This is a genomic window from Bifidobacterium sp. ESL1118, assembly GCF_058505595.1.
This window is the reverse complement of record NZ_CP196371.1, coordinates 74,570-88,710: the sequence shown is the minus strand read 5'-3', so window position 1 is coordinate 88,710 and position 14,141 is coordinate 74,570. Positions and strand designations below refer to the sequence as shown.

10 protein-coding genes and 2 tRNA genes are annotated in these 14,141 nt (G+C 54.0%); 9 read left to right on the top strand and 3 right to left on the bottom strand.

From position 1 onward, the window contains the following. The first annotated feature begins 350 nt into the window (after nt 1–350). The 6 genes from ACSYSS_RS00330 (at nt 351) to gnpA (ending at nt 9,518) form a co-directional block, all read left to right on the top strand. The gene (locus tag ACSYSS_RS00330; RefSeq protein ID WP_491703566.1) at nt 351–1,691 is read left to right on the top strand and encodes a carbohydrate ABC transporter substrate-binding protein; all 1,341 of its coding nucleotides are present in this window, start codon (nt 351–353) and stop codon (nt 1,689–1,691) included. A gap of 116 nt (nt 1,692–1,807) precedes the next feature. Then, nucleotides 1,808–2,734: a carbohydrate ABC transporter permease gene (locus ACSYSS_RS00325; protein ID WP_491703565.1), complete on the top strand. Its 927-nt coding sequence runs from the start codon at nt 1,808–1,810 to the stop codon at nt 2,732–2,734. A 12-nt stretch (nt 2,735–2,746) separates the two neighbouring features. Beyond that, nucleotides 2,747–3,661 carry a carbohydrate ABC transporter permease gene (locus tag ACSYSS_RS00320; protein ID WP_491703564.1) on the top strand — a complete coding sequence of 305 codons (915 nt, stop codon included), beginning with the start codon at nt 2,747–2,749 and terminating at the stop codon, nt 3,659–3,661. Further along, nucleotides 3,658–3,837 carry a DUF6903 family protein gene (locus ACSYSS_RS00315; RefSeq protein WP_491703563.1) on the top strand — a complete coding sequence of 60 codons (180 nt, stop codon included), beginning with the start codon at nt 3,658–3,660 and terminating at the stop codon, nt 3,835–3,837. The genes ACSYSS_RS00320 and ACSYSS_RS00315 overlap by 4 nt, the downstream gene beginning before the upstream one ends. Before the next feature lie 220 nt (nt 3,838–4,057). Further along, the gene (locus ACSYSS_RS00310; RefSeq protein WP_491703562.1) at nt 4,058–6,976 is read left to right on the top strand and encodes a LamG-like jellyroll fold domain-containing protein; all 2,919 of its coding nucleotides are present in this window, start codon (nt 4,058–4,060) and stop codon (nt 6,974–6,976) included. Between the two features lie 253 nt (nt 6,977–7,229). Then, nucleotides 7,230–9,518, top strand: a complete 2,289-nt coding sequence (gnpA, locus tag ACSYSS_RS00305) for a 1,3-beta-galactosyl-N-acetylhexosamine phosphorylase (RefSeq protein WP_491703561.1) — start codon at nt 7,230–7,232, stop codon at nt 9,516–9,518. A gap of 387 nt (nt 9,519–9,905) precedes the next feature. On the opposite strand, the gene ACSYSS_RS00300 is transcribed toward gnpA, so the two are convergent. Continuing rightward, the gene (locus tag ACSYSS_RS00300) at nt 9,906–10,265 is read right to left on the bottom strand and encodes a hypothetical protein (protein ID WP_491703560.1); all 360 of its coding nucleotides are present in this window, start codon (nt 10,263–10,265) and stop codon (nt 9,906–9,908) included. A 371-nt stretch (nt 10,266–10,636) separates the two neighbouring features. On the opposite strand from ACSYSS_RS00300, the gene ACSYSS_RS00295 reads away from it, so the two are divergent. Together ACSYSS_RS00295 and ACSYSS_RS00290 are read left to right on the top strand one after the other, a co-directional pair. Continuing rightward, nucleotides 10,637–11,929 (top strand): ammonium transporter, encoded by a 1,293-nt coding sequence (locus ACSYSS_RS00295; protein ID WP_491703559.1) that lies wholly within the window; start codon nt 10,637–10,639, stop codon nt 11,927–11,929. Nucleotides 11,930–11,951: 22 nt separating this feature from the next. Then, the gene (locus tag ACSYSS_RS00290) at nt 11,952–12,290 is read left to right on the top strand and encodes a P-II family nitrogen regulator (RefSeq protein ID WP_491703558.1); all 339 of its coding nucleotides are present in this window, start codon (nt 11,952–11,954) and stop codon (nt 12,288–12,290) included. Between the two features lie 550 nt (nt 12,291–12,840). Here ACSYSS_RS00290 and ACSYSS_RS00285 read toward each other — a convergent pair. Both ACSYSS_RS00285 and ACSYSS_RS00280 read right to left on the bottom strand, forming a co-directional pair. After that, nucleotides 12,841–12,913 (bottom strand) — tRNA-Ala (locus tag ACSYSS_RS00285). A gap of 72 nt (nt 12,914–12,985) precedes the next feature. Further along, nucleotides 12,986–13,059, bottom strand: a tRNA-Ile gene (locus ACSYSS_RS00280). A gap of 198 nt (nt 13,060–13,257) precedes the next feature. Between ACSYSS_RS00280 and ACSYSS_RS00275 the strand changes: the two genes are divergently transcribed. Next, on the top strand, nt 13,258–14,001 hold the full coding sequence (locus ACSYSS_RS00275) for a M48 family metallopeptidase (protein ID WP_491704295.1): 744 nt from the start codon (nt 13,258–13,260) through the stop codon (nt 13,999–14,001). Nucleotides 14,002–14,141 lie beyond the last annotated feature (140 nt).

Here is a 14,141-nt window from a genome sequence, read left to right as displayed (position 1 = left end):
TTATGATAACACTCTTTATTTTTAAAGTATGGACCAATATCCAATTTTTCAGGCAATAGTAGAGAAAGGATAATAATAAATAGAGAAAATCAATGATTAAGAACACTTTAAGGATAGAATAACCATACACAAACAACTAGATCAACCCGTCCAATATACATTGGACCCACATTGATTCCCTTCATTCCCCTATCACCGACGCGCACCGATTTTACATTTAAAAGAAAGATGGTGTACATTAATTTATGTGCGGTTCTTTACGTAGATGTAGCTCGTAAAGAGAAGTTTTGCGGAGGAATTATGGAGTTCCAACTGCTGCTCCATGAAAGGAATTACGAGGAGGTACGAAGATGAAACTGAATGCAACCATGAAGAAGGCGGTGGCGCTTGTGGGAGCTGCCGCCATGCTCATGTCCGTTGGCGCTTGCGGTGGTTCCAAAAGCGATGCCAATGGCGGCAAGACGGTATTGAAATTCGCCGCGTTTGAGGGCGGTTACGGTTCCGACATCTATAGACAGGTGGTCGCCGCCTATGAAAAGCTGAACCCGGATGTCAAAATCGAGCTGACCACATCCAAGAAGTTGGGCGATGAAATAACACCAGGTATGAAGGCTGGCAAATATCCTGACATCGTCGAAATGGCTCAAGGCAATGAATCTGGACTCGTGGAGACCATGCTCAAAGACCATGCGCTGGAAGATGTCAGCGACGTGCTCAACGAGACGGTTCCCGGCGAGAAAAAGACCGTGAAAGAGAAGCTGGTCAACAACATCATCGGCCTGTACACCAATCCTTACGGTGATTCCAAGACCTACCTGATGCCCATGTACTATGCGCCGTCAGGACTGGTCTACAACAAGACCCTGCTCAAGGAAAACGGCTGGGAGGTTCCCACTAACTGGGATGACTTCTTCAAACTGGGCGATGAGGCGAAGGCCAAGGGCATCTCACTGTTCACCTACTCCACCTCAGGCTACTTCGACGCGTTCTTCAACGCCTTGCTGGCCGATATGGGCGGCGAGGATTACTACAAGGATGTCATGACCTATAAGAAAGACATCTGGAAAGACAGCAGGTCCAAGGAAGCGCTGACACTCGTGCAGAAGCTCGTCACCGAGTACCTAAACCCCGCCACCGTGGGCTATGCCAACGCACAGGACTTCACCAAGAACCAGCAATCCGTGCTCGATGGCAAGTCGCTCTTCATGCCCAACGGCACTTGGATCGTCAACGAGATGAAGGACGCTCCACGCACCAAGGGCTTCGACTGGGGCTTCGCTCCGGTTCCGGCACCCAAGGCAGGCGGCACCCGATACATCAACACAACCATTGAAGGCATCTGGATTCCAGCCAAGGCCAAGAACAAGGAAGCCGCCAAGAAGTTCATGGCTTACATGTACTCCGACAAGGCCGCCGAGATCTTCGCCAAGACCGGTGCGGTACAGCCCATCAAGGGCGCCTCAGACAAAGCGGACAAAACCATGCAGGTATTCTATGACGGTTACAAGGAAGCTGGCGTGAAGGCCATCACCGGTTCCTTCTCCGCCACGGCATCCGTTGAAGGCAAGAACATCAAGGACGACCTCTACACCGCCGTTGATTCCATCGCCTCCAAGCAGAAGAGCCTTGACGCCTGGCAAAAGTCCCTCAACGACACCAGCAATGCACTCAACGCCGCGGCCTCAAAGTAATGGGACGCTTCGCTCAAGTCACTATTAAACAATAACAGCATAAGATTGGCGGGGCTCTGAAGATTTGCAGCCCCGCCAATCTGTTCTCAGTTTCTTCAAGGGGGAGAGGAGATTCCATGTCAAAATCCGCCCGGAAGCCCAAGCGTAAACGCAGCGAACTCGAACATCAGCATTCGGTATTCGGACTGATCTGCGCCGCACCTGCGGTCATTTTATTCGTCATTTTCATGGTGATACCCACCATCAACGTCTTTCGTATGTCCTTATATAAGTCAAGTCCGCTTTCAGACTCCAGCACATTTGTGGGACTGGCCAATTTTCAGACGCTTGCCGGTGATATGAAATTTGTGAAGGCGTGCCAGAACACAGTACTGCTTCTTGTGCTTGTCACAGCCATCACACTGCCGATCTCGATTATCTTCGCGGCAATCCTCACACAGAGCAGGATAGTAGGCGCGAGCTTCCTGCGCTTCGTCATGTATATCCCTTCAGTACTCTCATCTGTGGTTATTGCGGCCATGTTTTCCGCCATCTACGATCAAAAGGATGGCCTGCTCAACGGCACACTTGGCTTTCTTGGCCTCAAAGCGCTACAACGAGTGTGGCTCGGCGACCAGAAGATTGTCATCTATTCCATCGTCTTCGCTATGGTCTGGCAGGCCTTCGGCTATTACATGGTGATGTACATGTCCGCCATGGCCGGCATCGATCAGGAGCTCTACGAGGCTTCTGAGATTGACGGAGCCGGCAAGGTACGACAACTCTTCAGCATCACCATTCCGCTCATCTGGCAGAACATCCGCACCACGCTTACGTTCTTCATCATCAGTTCCGTGAACATGAGCTTCGTGCTCGTTACCGCCATGACGAACGGCGGCCCTGACGGCGCCTCACAGACCGTGCTCGGCTATATGTATAAAACGGCATACGGAGATGCGACATACGGCTACGGCATGGCCATCGGCGTGGTACTCTTCCTCTTCAGCTTCCTGCTCTCCTTGGCGGTCAACCAAACCACCAAGCGCGAAGTCCTGCAATTCTAGGAGATCCGGATCATGACAAGCAAAAAATTCAAACCCGCCAAAAATCGCGGCAACGCCCATGCGTGGACAGTGGGTCGCGCAGTGGGTGAGGTGGTACTCATCCTGGCCTCCCTCACCATTCTCATACCAACCATCTGGGTGTTCTTCGCCTCCTTCAAGCAAAAGAGCGAGTTCTACGGCAACCCTTGGTCCCTTCCGAAAGGCCTATATTGGCAGAACTATGTGACCGCTTTCAGAGATGCCCATTTGGGCAAATACTTTGGCACTTCGGTCATTGTCACCATTCTGGCACTTGTCATCGTGCTCATCGTGGCATTGCCCTGCTCCTACGTGTTGGCTCGCTTCGATTTCCCTGGCAAGAAAATCATCAAGATCGGCATCCAGGCCGGTCTGTTCATCAACGTCAACTACATCGTCGTGCCAATCTTCCTCATGCTCTCCGACGGGGACAAGCTGCTCTACAACCTCTTCCCCAATGGCTTCCTCATCAACAACGTATTCGTACTTGCGTTGGTGTACGCGGCCACATCGTTGCCGTTCACCATTTTTCTGCTACAGGATTTCTTTGTCACGATACCGACCACCTACGAGGAGGCGGCCCTTCTGGACGGCGCCTCGCAATTCACCATCATGACGCGCATCTTCTTCCCCATGGCAGGACCGGCAATCTCGATGTCGATGCTGTTCAACTTCCTGAGCTACTGGAACGACTATATCATCGCTCAGACCCTGATGCCGCCATCGGAAGGCGTGGACAACCGCACAGTGCAAGTGGGCCTGCTCAACCTCATGCAGACGCAGAAGGCGGCGACCGATTACGGCCGTCTCTACGCCGGCATGGTCATCGTCATGGTGCCCGTGCTCATCTTCTACGCACTTGTACAGAAGAAACTGCTTGAAACTTCGAACATGGGAGGCATCAAATGAGTGACAGACTTCGTTCGGCACTGATCATTGCAGTCGAATTGCTGGTTTTCATCGGGTTCATGATACTCACCATCATTGGCCAGCGCGACCTCTCCTGGAAAGGTCTGGGGCTTGAATGCATAGGTCTGGCAGGAGTGGTAGGCGTACTTTGGTACTACAACCACACGCATAAATAATCTCATGACCTATATTTAATTGCAATAGCAATGGGACGGTACCATTTCTCATCGGTATCGTCCCATTGCTATAATGTTTACTATCTTTACATTATAATCAAAATTGACGCAGCGGTCATTCCCCTGTAATGCAAAGATATGCGAAGATGCATACTTCAAAGAAAGAAGGGATTCTATGCATAAAAGTAAAATACTGTCAAGTATTTTTACATTAATTGCAATGATTATGGCGACAGCCACCGCGTTCGCCATGGGGCAACCGGCCTATGCCGCCGACACCAACAACGCTCAGCTTATGCTTAAGCTGGACTTCAACGACGAGCTGAACGATGTCAGCGGTAATGGACATGACGGCCAGGCAAAAATTACACCCGAGTACGTCGACGGCATAGACGGCAAGGCCCTGCACATTACCAACGCCACAAACAGCAGCGCAGCGGTGGCAGAGCAATCGGTAAGATTCGCCAAACAGAATACGCTGAAATTCGGGACAGATAACTTCGCCGTGGCGCTATGGTATAAAACCTCCGTAGGAAACAACAACGGCGGAACGATTCTCGGTAACAAAGATTACAGCTCCGGGAGCAACCAAGGATTCGTACTCGGCAGCTTCCAAGAAAACGTCCGAATCAACCTTGCGAACGGATCGACACGATGCGAGAGCTCAAGAATCGGCAATACGATTGACGGCCAATGGCACTACCTCGTTGCCGATTATGCACGTGACAGCAACCTCGATGTCTATCGTGACGGTGAACTCACTTCCACTACAAGCCTCGCCCCATTAGCCGGTGTAAGCGCCGACGCAGGAGACGTAATTCTTGGAGCCGACAGTAATGGCGCATATGGCTTGGAAGACTCCGCCATCGACAATCTCGCCATCTATCGCGGCACTCTCAGCCCTGAGACAATCGCCAACGCATATCAGCAATATACGATAGGCAAATCCAGGAATGAACTTACAGATGAGATAGCGAAGGCACAAGCCATGCTCACCACCCACCCCGAGGCCAGTACGGCCAAACGCGACCAACTCAGCCAGGCAATCGCCAAGGCACAGTCATCGTCAGGAGACTCCATCGATGCGGTTGAACGGCACATACGTGACCTGAAACTCATGGAGGAGGAACTGCTGACGCCGAAGGCCAACCCTGACATCACCTTCGATGTGCTTTCAGATATCCACCTTTCCAGCGTGCAAAGCAAGAATGACCTCAAAAAAGCTCTTGGAGACATAGCCGTCCTCAATCCCGATTCCTCCGCATTGCTGTTTGGCGGTGACAATTCAGACAACGGCTCCGAAAGCCAAGTACACGATTTCTTCAAAACATTAAAGGAAGGCAAAGGCACCAAAGTGCCAATCGTGGCATTAGGCAATCATGATGTACGGTGGAACGGGCACCCAAGCAATCCACAAAAAGGCCTGCAAGACCCCACCACGGCCCCTGGAGGAACCACACCTGTATTCCAGCGTTACTTCAAATATAACCGGCAATACATGACGAATTCCAAAACTGGTGCTAACGCTGCAGATAAGGGACAACTCTACTGGGACCAGTGGGTGAAAGGATACCATTTCCTAGTACTTAACACCGAAAAGGACCTCAAAGACCAAGCCGCCATCTCCGACGCCCAAGTACAATGGCTTTCCAGAACCATAGCGGTCGATGCCCAGACCGGCAAGCCGATCTTCCTCATTGTACATCAGACGTTTTCCGGTACAGCCGACCATGTGCCCGAAGACGACATAGGCGGCAGCGAGGGAGGTGTCAACGAGCAGAAGATCAAGGACATCCTCGCCAACTACCCCCAAGCGGTAATCTTCACCGGCCATGTGCACAACGGTGCCGACCTGCTGGACACCTACAATACTCCATTTGGCCATGTAGTGGACATGCCCAGCTTCCACAACACCGACTACGGCAGCGACCTGAGCGAGGGCAACGGCTATCAGGTTAACGTAACCGGCAGCCACGTACAAATCAAGACCCGCAACTACATCGACAACGATTGGGTCAATGAAGGCAAAATGGACTTCAACGTCGATGACGTGGAACCGACATATGCAGTCAAGCGCGCGGAAAAATCCACATACACTGTCACTGCCGGCTCGGTGTATGACAACTATGATCAGGCAAACAAAGAAGGCTCCCTGAGCTATATCGACGACGGCGATAGAAACAGCAATTGGATCTCGCACGCGTATGGCGACGTTTCAAGGGCGTGGGTTGATTTTGCATTTGCAACACCCACAAAGGTCAATGGCATCACATATTTACCCTATATTGGCGGGTATTTCTACACCGGCATCCATCCAGGCTGGTTCAGCACGTCCGACGGCACCATCATGGATTATTGCCTTGAGACCAGCACCGACAATGGCACTTCCTATACCCGCGTCGCCACAGGTTCCATTCAGCCCGGTATGAAAGAAAAACTACTGACTATACCAGAACAGGTCGTCACCAATGTTCGCATCGTTCCACTGAGCGTCTATGGCATGAAGGTCAAAGGCAATAAAACGGGTTACGTTTCCAGCGCCGAAATGCATCCGACACTGAGCGCTTCGGATGAACCGAATAGACCAGACCAGCCAAACAAGCCGAGTCATCCAACTAAACCGAGCCAGCCAACAACGCCTGCCCCCATACCTGACATGAATCAATTGCCGGCAGGCCGGAAAGATAAAATCACATTGGCGGAACGCACCGTACATGCTGGAAGCATTGTTCACATCTACCTTGATCCATCAATTTCAACCGACAAACCGCTGCATGCATTCATCTATTCCGAACCGCAATTATTGTCCGACTCCAATGGGTCCCCCAATATCCCAGCACAGGTTGACGATCAGGGACGCCACTACATCGAAGTTCGAATCCCTAATCGATATTCCGGAAAACATATTCTCAGTGTCACCGATTATATGAATTCCGTGCTCGGCTGGACGCGAGTCAAGGTAATCGGCGCCAGCGCTCCAGACACGAAACCAGGCGAGACACCGATCAGTCGTTCTCCTTCAGGTAATGAACAGAATCTGGCCCAAACAGGCACCGATGGAGCATCCATCCTTATGATCGCATGCTTCTGCCTGCTTATGGCCGGATACATACTCTCCATGCGTCGCATCGACCACTGAGCCATGATGGAACATTCATAAGCCGATAAGAACATGTGTCTGAATAACCAATATGCGAATAGTGTTCAGACACGTATTCTTTGCACCATATTACTTACTATCTCTAATTAATTTATGTATTTAACAAGACGGAATACATAAAACACGCAAACCTAGCTATTGGACATACTTTTACTGAGAGTTTCTCTGAGTTCCATATCTTCGATGCTATATAATGTAAACTAACATAACTTTTAAAAAAGAAAGGATAAGGATGTCCGAAGGACTATTCACACTTCCGGCGGAGGAGAACTTCGCGGCCAAGACCAAGGAACTGGCGGAGCTTTGGGGAGCGGATGCCATTCGCAACTCCGACGGCACGCATCTGGACGACGAGGTGAAGGCGCTCGGCAAGAAGATCTACAGCGCCTACTTCCCCGCACGAGGCCACAACGAATGGGCCAAACTGCACATGGACGAGACCCCAATGGTCTACCTGCTGAGCCAGCGCGTGCTCGCCGAGGGCAAGACTGGCACAGTGGAGATTCCGTTCATGCAGACCTTCTACAGCGAGCAACTGCAGCCAAATTACGATGCCGATCCGAAACGATACTGGGAAGTCACCGACCGCACCACCGGAGCAGTCGTTCCAGCCGAGCAATGGAGTACGAACCGCGAGCGCAACGTGGTGAGCGTGCACGGTGCGGCAGCGTTCCACGAATACACGGTCACCTTTCTGGCCTCCATCATCTGGGACCCGGTGGAGATGTACAATCACATCACCAACAACTGGGGCGACCGCGAGCACGCCATCCCCATGGACGTGTATCAGCCGGCCACGCGCGACTACATCATGAAGGCCTACGGTGACTGGCTCAAGTCCAACCCCGAGGTGGATGTGGTGCGCCTGACCACCTTCTTCTACCAGTTCACACTCATCTTCAACTCGCAAAAACGCGAGAAGATCGTGGATTGGTTCGGCTGCGCCTGCACCGTCTCCCCAGCCGCACTCGACGGGTTCGAACAGGAATACGGCTACCGCATGCGCCCGGAGGACTTCGTCACCGAGGGAGGCTACAACTCCACCTTCCGCCAGCCTACCAAGGCCTTACGAGATTGGCTCGAATTCGTGATGCACACCGTGCGCGGCAACGTCAAGCGCATGGTTTCCATGACCCACGAGGCCGGCAAGGAAGCCATGATGTTCCTAGGCGACCAGTGGATCGGCACGGAGCCATACGTGGACGGGTTCGAAGACCTCGGCCTTGACGCGGTGGTGGGCTCGGTGGGCGACGGCACCACCACGCGCATGATCGCCGACATCAAAGGCGTGAAGTATACGGAAGGCCGCTTCCTGCCATACTTCTTCCCCGACACGTTCCACGAGGGCAACGACCCCAGCATCGAGGCCTGGAGCAACTGGCGCAAGGCCCGTCGCGCCATTCTGCGCAGCCCGCTGAACCGGATGGGCTACGGCGGCTATCTCTCGCTTGCGGCCAAGTTCCCCAAGTTCGTGGATTCGGTGACGCAGATTGCCGACGAGTTCCGCGACCTGACGGCCAAAACAGGCGGGAAAGGCGCTGCTGGAGTGCTCAATGTGGCGGTGCTCAACGCCTGGGGGCACCAGCGCTCGTGGATGGCCTACACGGTGGCCCATGCCAAGCCCTACCCGCAGACCCGCTCCTACTACGGTGTGCTTGAGGCGCTCTCGGGCATGCGGGTCAACGTGCGGTTCATCAGCTTCGATGACGTAATCTCGCACGGTGTTGACGGCGACATCGACGTCATCATCTCCGGCGGTCAGGCCGGCACAGCCTTCAGCGGCGGCGAGGTGTGGAAGAATGCCCGACTCGTCACCGCATTGCGCGCTTGGGTGCGCGGCGGCGGCGCCCTGGTGGGGCTCGGGGAACCCAGCGCCGTTGCCTGGCAGGGGCGCTACTTCCAGCTGGCGGACGTGTTCGGCGTGGACGAAGAGACGGGCCAGACGCTGTCGGTCGACAAATACTTCCCAGCCATGACGCAGGGGCATTTCATCACTTCGGATGCACCGGAGCGCGTCACCGCAGAGGCCTTGGCGCAGGGGCAGCCGGAGGACTTCGGTGGCACGGTCTACGCCACTCCTCGCGCTTTGAGCGGCATCGGCTACGATTTCGGAGAGCCCGTAACCGGCACCTACCCCATCGACGAGAATGTTCAACTGCTTTCGGCGGCGGATGGCCGTGTGCAACTGGCGGCGAACCAGTACGGGGCCGGGCGCGGCGTGTACCTTTCCGGCCTGCCGTACTCCGGTGAGAACGCACGGCTGCTGGAGCGGATTCTGTTCTATGCCGCCGGCCGCGAGGCCGACTATGCCGCCTACAGCTCCACCAATTCCGAGTGCGAGACCGCCGCATTCCCCGAAACCGGGTGGCTGTGCGTGGTCAACAACACCGACCAGCCGCAGAGCACCGATGTGGCACTGCCCGGCAGCGGAGATAGTAGCGCGACGGCAAGCGCTGACGACGACACCTTGACGCTCCACGTCGACCTTGCTCCTAGCGGCATTGCGTGGCAGAAGCTGTAAGATGACTGACCTCTTAGTAGAAGTTTCCGAATCGCACCCACAACAGCTCGTAATACGACATCATGTGTACGGTTCGGCCGTCATCCCGTCATTTACGACCGAACCGTACGCACTATATCGGGTTCCGTTCCCAAGTGTGTACGATCCAGACGATCATTGGCCACCGCATGACCAAGCCGTACCCACTTACGCCGCAAACACAACTAAGTGGGTACAATCCAGACAGTAATTGACCACTTCTTGACCGAAATATACCCACTGACGTAATGAGTACGGAATTATGGGGATATTCCAGACAAGAATCGGCCGTTATGCGGCTGAAACGTACCCATTCCCTCTGCCCGATGATGCAAGGGGATACGATGCGGTCAAATATGAAGCGACGATTCATGGCAGACGCAGCGATTCCCGTTCACAGTGGACTTTCCCAATGAAAACTTGGAGACTCAAAATAAAGAATGGCATAATTCCGCCCTTTCCAAGTTCTGTCTCCACAAAAATCCCAGAAAAAGTCTCCCTCTGAACGAAAATAACGCTGATAATCGCCCCCATAAACACCCGAGCAGCCCTGCATACGTTGGAGGTTACGCAGTGCACCGCCCCAATCGCTCCACAAACCCTCAAGCCGCCCATCTGCCTGAATGGAATGCGCTCTATGGTGCGCAATCGCTCCATGAGCGCACGAGCCGTCCCTTGCATCAAAACGACCACAACCCCATAGCGCCATCCAAAATCACCACCATTCACTCAGTTTCATTCAGTGGGTACTTTCGATGGAACATTGCCGCCGAACCAAACAACTCAACGTTGGAATTCCGCCATTCTTATATTTGCCTTTCACTCACTATGCCCAAAAGCACCCACTGAATACCAATCGACCTCGACCCAAAATCCTGCGTTCCAGACCTCACTGACGCCAAATAACCCCACACTGCGCCCCATAGGCACAATCAACCCGGCATCCACCCTCAAGACCTGCAATCTAACGGCATGTTACCTCCGCGTAATCAAGGTTTTAACTGCTCGTAATCTGGCGTAACCGCAGCGACTCACGCAAAGGGTTTCATATATCCTAACGTGCCGGTTACGGCTCGGATAGGGGAAGCGAAGGGAAAGCAATGAATAGCGGAAACGCAGCGTGGATGCTTGTGGCGGCATCGTTGGTATTTCTGATGACACCTGCAGTGGCATTCTTCTATGGAGGCATGGTGAGACGCAAGGCCGTGCTCAACATGCTGATGCTCTCGGCCGGCGCACTGGCCATTGGGTCCATCGTGTGGGCGTTCTGGGGCTGGTCCATCGCATACGCAGGCAAGGATATCGGCGGTATTTTCGGCGACCCGGCAACGGGCTTCTTGCTGAAGGATTCCATGAAAGTTGGGCACGATGGAGCGTTCACTTCGACCGCTCTGAACGCCAATGGCCACTACCCGGTGACAATAGACGTGGCCTTCCAAATGGCCTTCGCCATGATCTGCGTGGCACTCATCACAGGCGCCCTGGCCGAGCGCATCAAATACAGCACCTGGTTGGTGTTCGTTGTGCTGTGGATCACCTTCGATTATGCGCCTATGGCCCACATGGTGTGGAACGGCGGGCTCCTTTCTCCCACGGGAGCCATTTCAAAGGCGATTGGGGCCGCAGCACACGATTTCGCCGGAGGCACCGTCATCCACATCAACGCGGCTGTGGCAGCGCTCGTCATTGTGCTCATCATCGGCAAGCGCAAGGGCTTCGGCACCACGGCGACCCGACCACACAACGTGCCGTTCGTCATGCTGGGTGCCTTCCTGCTGTGGTTCGGCTGGTTCGGTTTCAATGCCGGCTCGGCCTTCGCCGCCAACGGCACCGCTGGGTACGCCTGGGTGAGCACCTCAGTGGCAGCAGGTGCGGCAATGCTCTCGTGGGGATTCACGGAGCGCCTTCGCAACGGCCACTTTACAGCTCTCGGCGCAGCCTCCGGCATGGTGGCTGGTTTGGTTGCCATCACGCCCGCAGCAGACGTGGTTTCGCCGCTATGGGCCATGGTGATCGGCGCAGTTGCAGGAGTGCTGACCTGCTTGGCATGCGGATTGAAGTTCCGCTTCGGCTACGACGATTCGCTCGACGTGGTGGGCGTACACGGAGTGGGCGGCTTCACGGGCACTGTGCTCGTCGGGTTGTTCGGCGCCGGAACCGGTCTCTTTACAGGTGGATCCTGGAGGCAACTGGCGGTGCAAATCGTGGTGGCACTGGTAGCTATCGTCTATTCGGCTGTAGTGACCTTTGCTATTGCGTTTGCATTGCAGAAGACGCTCGGTTGGAGGGTGAGCTCCGATGATGAAGAGCTGGGCGTGGATCTGTCCGATCAGGGCGAAAGCGCCTACGACGTGCTCGCCTCGGCCATGTCGTTGGTCAACGTTGGGCAATAGGGACAATACAAGGAGCAGAATCATGAAACTCATTACAGCCATCATTCGCCCACAACAATTCGGCGACGTACGGCAGGCACTGGAACACAAAGGCATCAACGGACTCACCGTCAGCGACGTGGCCGGCTATGGCTGCCAGCGTGGGTATTCGGAGGTTTACCGGGGCGTCAAGCAAACCACGCAACTGGTGCAGAAGACCCGAATCGACCTCGTGGTCACAGACGCCGAGGCAGCCGGGGTGGTGGACACCATCGTCAACGCCGCGCACACCGGCAGTGTGGGTGACGGCAAGGTCTGGGTGCTGCCCATCGACTCCGTAACCCGCGTACGCACCGGCGAGCAGGACACCGAGGCGTTGTAGTCCAAACCTAAATCGGTGGTTATAGAGGCGATAAGCATCGCCAGACCATAAATCGGCGCATTTTCATCCCAAAATGAGTCTGGGAAATTTGGGTAGGGAGATTTTCTCGGTATTGGTCCGCTATGGAAAATAGAAACATTGGAAATCCGCCATTCCTATTTTCCGCGACATGACTATACCGAGAAAATCTCCCTACCTAAATTCAAATGGCGTTTATTTGACACGTAAGTGGTTCGCAGACAACGACATCGTTCTGCTTGTAATTGCCAGTGAGAATCAATCACACGCGGTGACGAACCCAAATCCACACCGTTCTCGCAAGCCACGCTTCATCCGCTCAAAGGAGACTTTTCAAAGCAGATACCCCTATAAAAATAGAAACATTGAAATTCTGCCATTCCTATTTCAACATCATGAAGTATTCTCCAGAAAAGACCCCCTCTGACCGAAAAGTCCAGAACAGTCACAGCCATCACACCGCATCGTATCTGAAATGAACATTCATAATGCACAGTAAAAAACCAAAACCTCAACGATTCTGAGGTGATTGTGGAGCTAGCCGGATTCGAACCGGCGACCCTCTGCTTGCAAAGCAGATGCGCTACCAACTGCGCTATAGCCCCGTGGTGCACATGTTCAAAGCAACATCATATCGCCATCGATTCGCGTATGAAAAACAAGCAGAGAACACTGCGTGGGCCCAGGAGGACTTGAACCTCCGACCTCATCCTTATCAGGGATGCGCTCTAACCAGCTGAGCTATGGGCCCGCACGTACTAAAACGTACAAGAAAATATACTAACAGCCGATGCAGACGAGTCAACTCATGGTGCGTTGCGTGTCGAGCAAATTCCATGATGTGACGCTTCACTTGCGACGAGCAGCACAAAATAACAAATCCAAGTACATAAGTGTTATTTTGAGGCGCACCAACGCCGCGGTCAAACCGCCGAGCGACAATGCTCGTATGCCTTACCGCCACGGAACCAGCCACGCACACGCCGCCAGCGAATCGATCCTCGCGGTGGATGAACTGAGCGTGCGGGTGACGCGCAAGGCCATACGCAACATGTACTTGCGAGTCAAGCCTCCGACCGGGCAGGTAGAGGTGAGCGCGCCCAATCGAATGCCGAGCGAAGACATCGCAAGATTCGTGCAGCTGCGCAGAACGTGGATAGCCAAACAACAGCAACGCATACAGGCGGCTGTGAACAATATGCAGGCCACGAGCCTGGATGCGTTGGCAAACAGCGAAAAGGGCTTCCAGCGCATCCTCGGCCACGAAGAAAAAACCCACCAAAACAGCAACAACCAAGTAGATGGTCCTCGGCAAAGCAGTGATGCCAACACTGTAACTTCAGCATTTTGGACCGACGGGCGTCAACAAGAGGCATCCGCACGCATCAACGCACAACTCCCCTCACTGCTGGACCACTGGGAACCAATCATCGGCCGCGGCCCCTCGCACATCACCTTGCGGTTCATGACCTCGCGCTGGGGCTCATGTACACCCGCCACCGGCCGAATCAGGCTTAATCTCCAACTCGGGCTAATGGACCCGGCGCTCCTGGAATACGTGCTCGTGCACGAAATGACCCATCTCTGGGAGAATGGCCACGGCCCGCAGTTCCAGCGCCGCATGGACGCTTATCTGCCCAATTGGCGGGCACTACGGCGTGAGCTTAACCAGCAAATTGTGTGGCAGCTGTAGGCTTCAGTTCTAACTTTGGAAACCGCTCCACTGGCAATTACTCAGTCATTGCCCAAAAACCGTCTAATATCTGCTTTGAACATCTGTTTAGCGGCAGATCAGCAACCATTCACCCCCTCACAACAGCCATTGCAGAAGCA

Bases quoted from the DNA above. Each gene is read 5' to 3' on its own strand.
- ACSYSS_RS00290 (WP_491703558.1), top strand. From the start codon at position 11,952: ATGAAACTCATTACAGCCATCATTCGCCCACAACAATTCGGCGACGTA.
- ACSYSS_RS00275 (WP_491704295.1), top strand. From the start codon at position 13,258: ATGCCTTACCGCCACGGAACCAGCCACGCACACGCCGCCAGCGAATCG.
- ACSYSS_RS00330 (WP_491703566.1), top strand. From the start codon at position 351: ATGAAACTGAATGCAACCATGAAGAAGGCGGTGGCGCTTGTGGGAGCT.
- ACSYSS_RS00310 (WP_491703562.1), top strand. From the start codon at position 4,058: ATGATTATGGCGACAGCCACCGCGTTCGCCATGGGGCAACCGGCCTAT.
- ACSYSS_RS00320 (WP_491703564.1), top strand. From the start codon at position 2,747: ATGACAAGCAAAAAATTCAAACCCGCCAAAAATCGCGGCAACGCCCAT.
- ACSYSS_RS00295 (WP_491703559.1), top strand. From the start codon at position 10,637: ATGAATAGCGGAAACGCAGCGTGGATGCTTGTGGCGGCATCGTTGGTA.
- ACSYSS_RS00315 (WP_491703563.1), top strand. From the start codon at position 3,658: ATGAGTGACAGACTTCGTTCGGCACTGATCATTGCAGTCGAATTGCTG.
- ACSYSS_RS00325 (WP_491703565.1), top strand. From the start codon at position 1,808: ATGTCAAAATCCGCCCGGAAGCCCAAGCGTAAACGCAGCGAACTCGAA.
- gnpA (WP_491703561.1), top strand. From the start codon at position 7,230: ATGTCCGAAGGACTATTCACACTTCCGGCGGAGGAGAACTTCGCGGCC.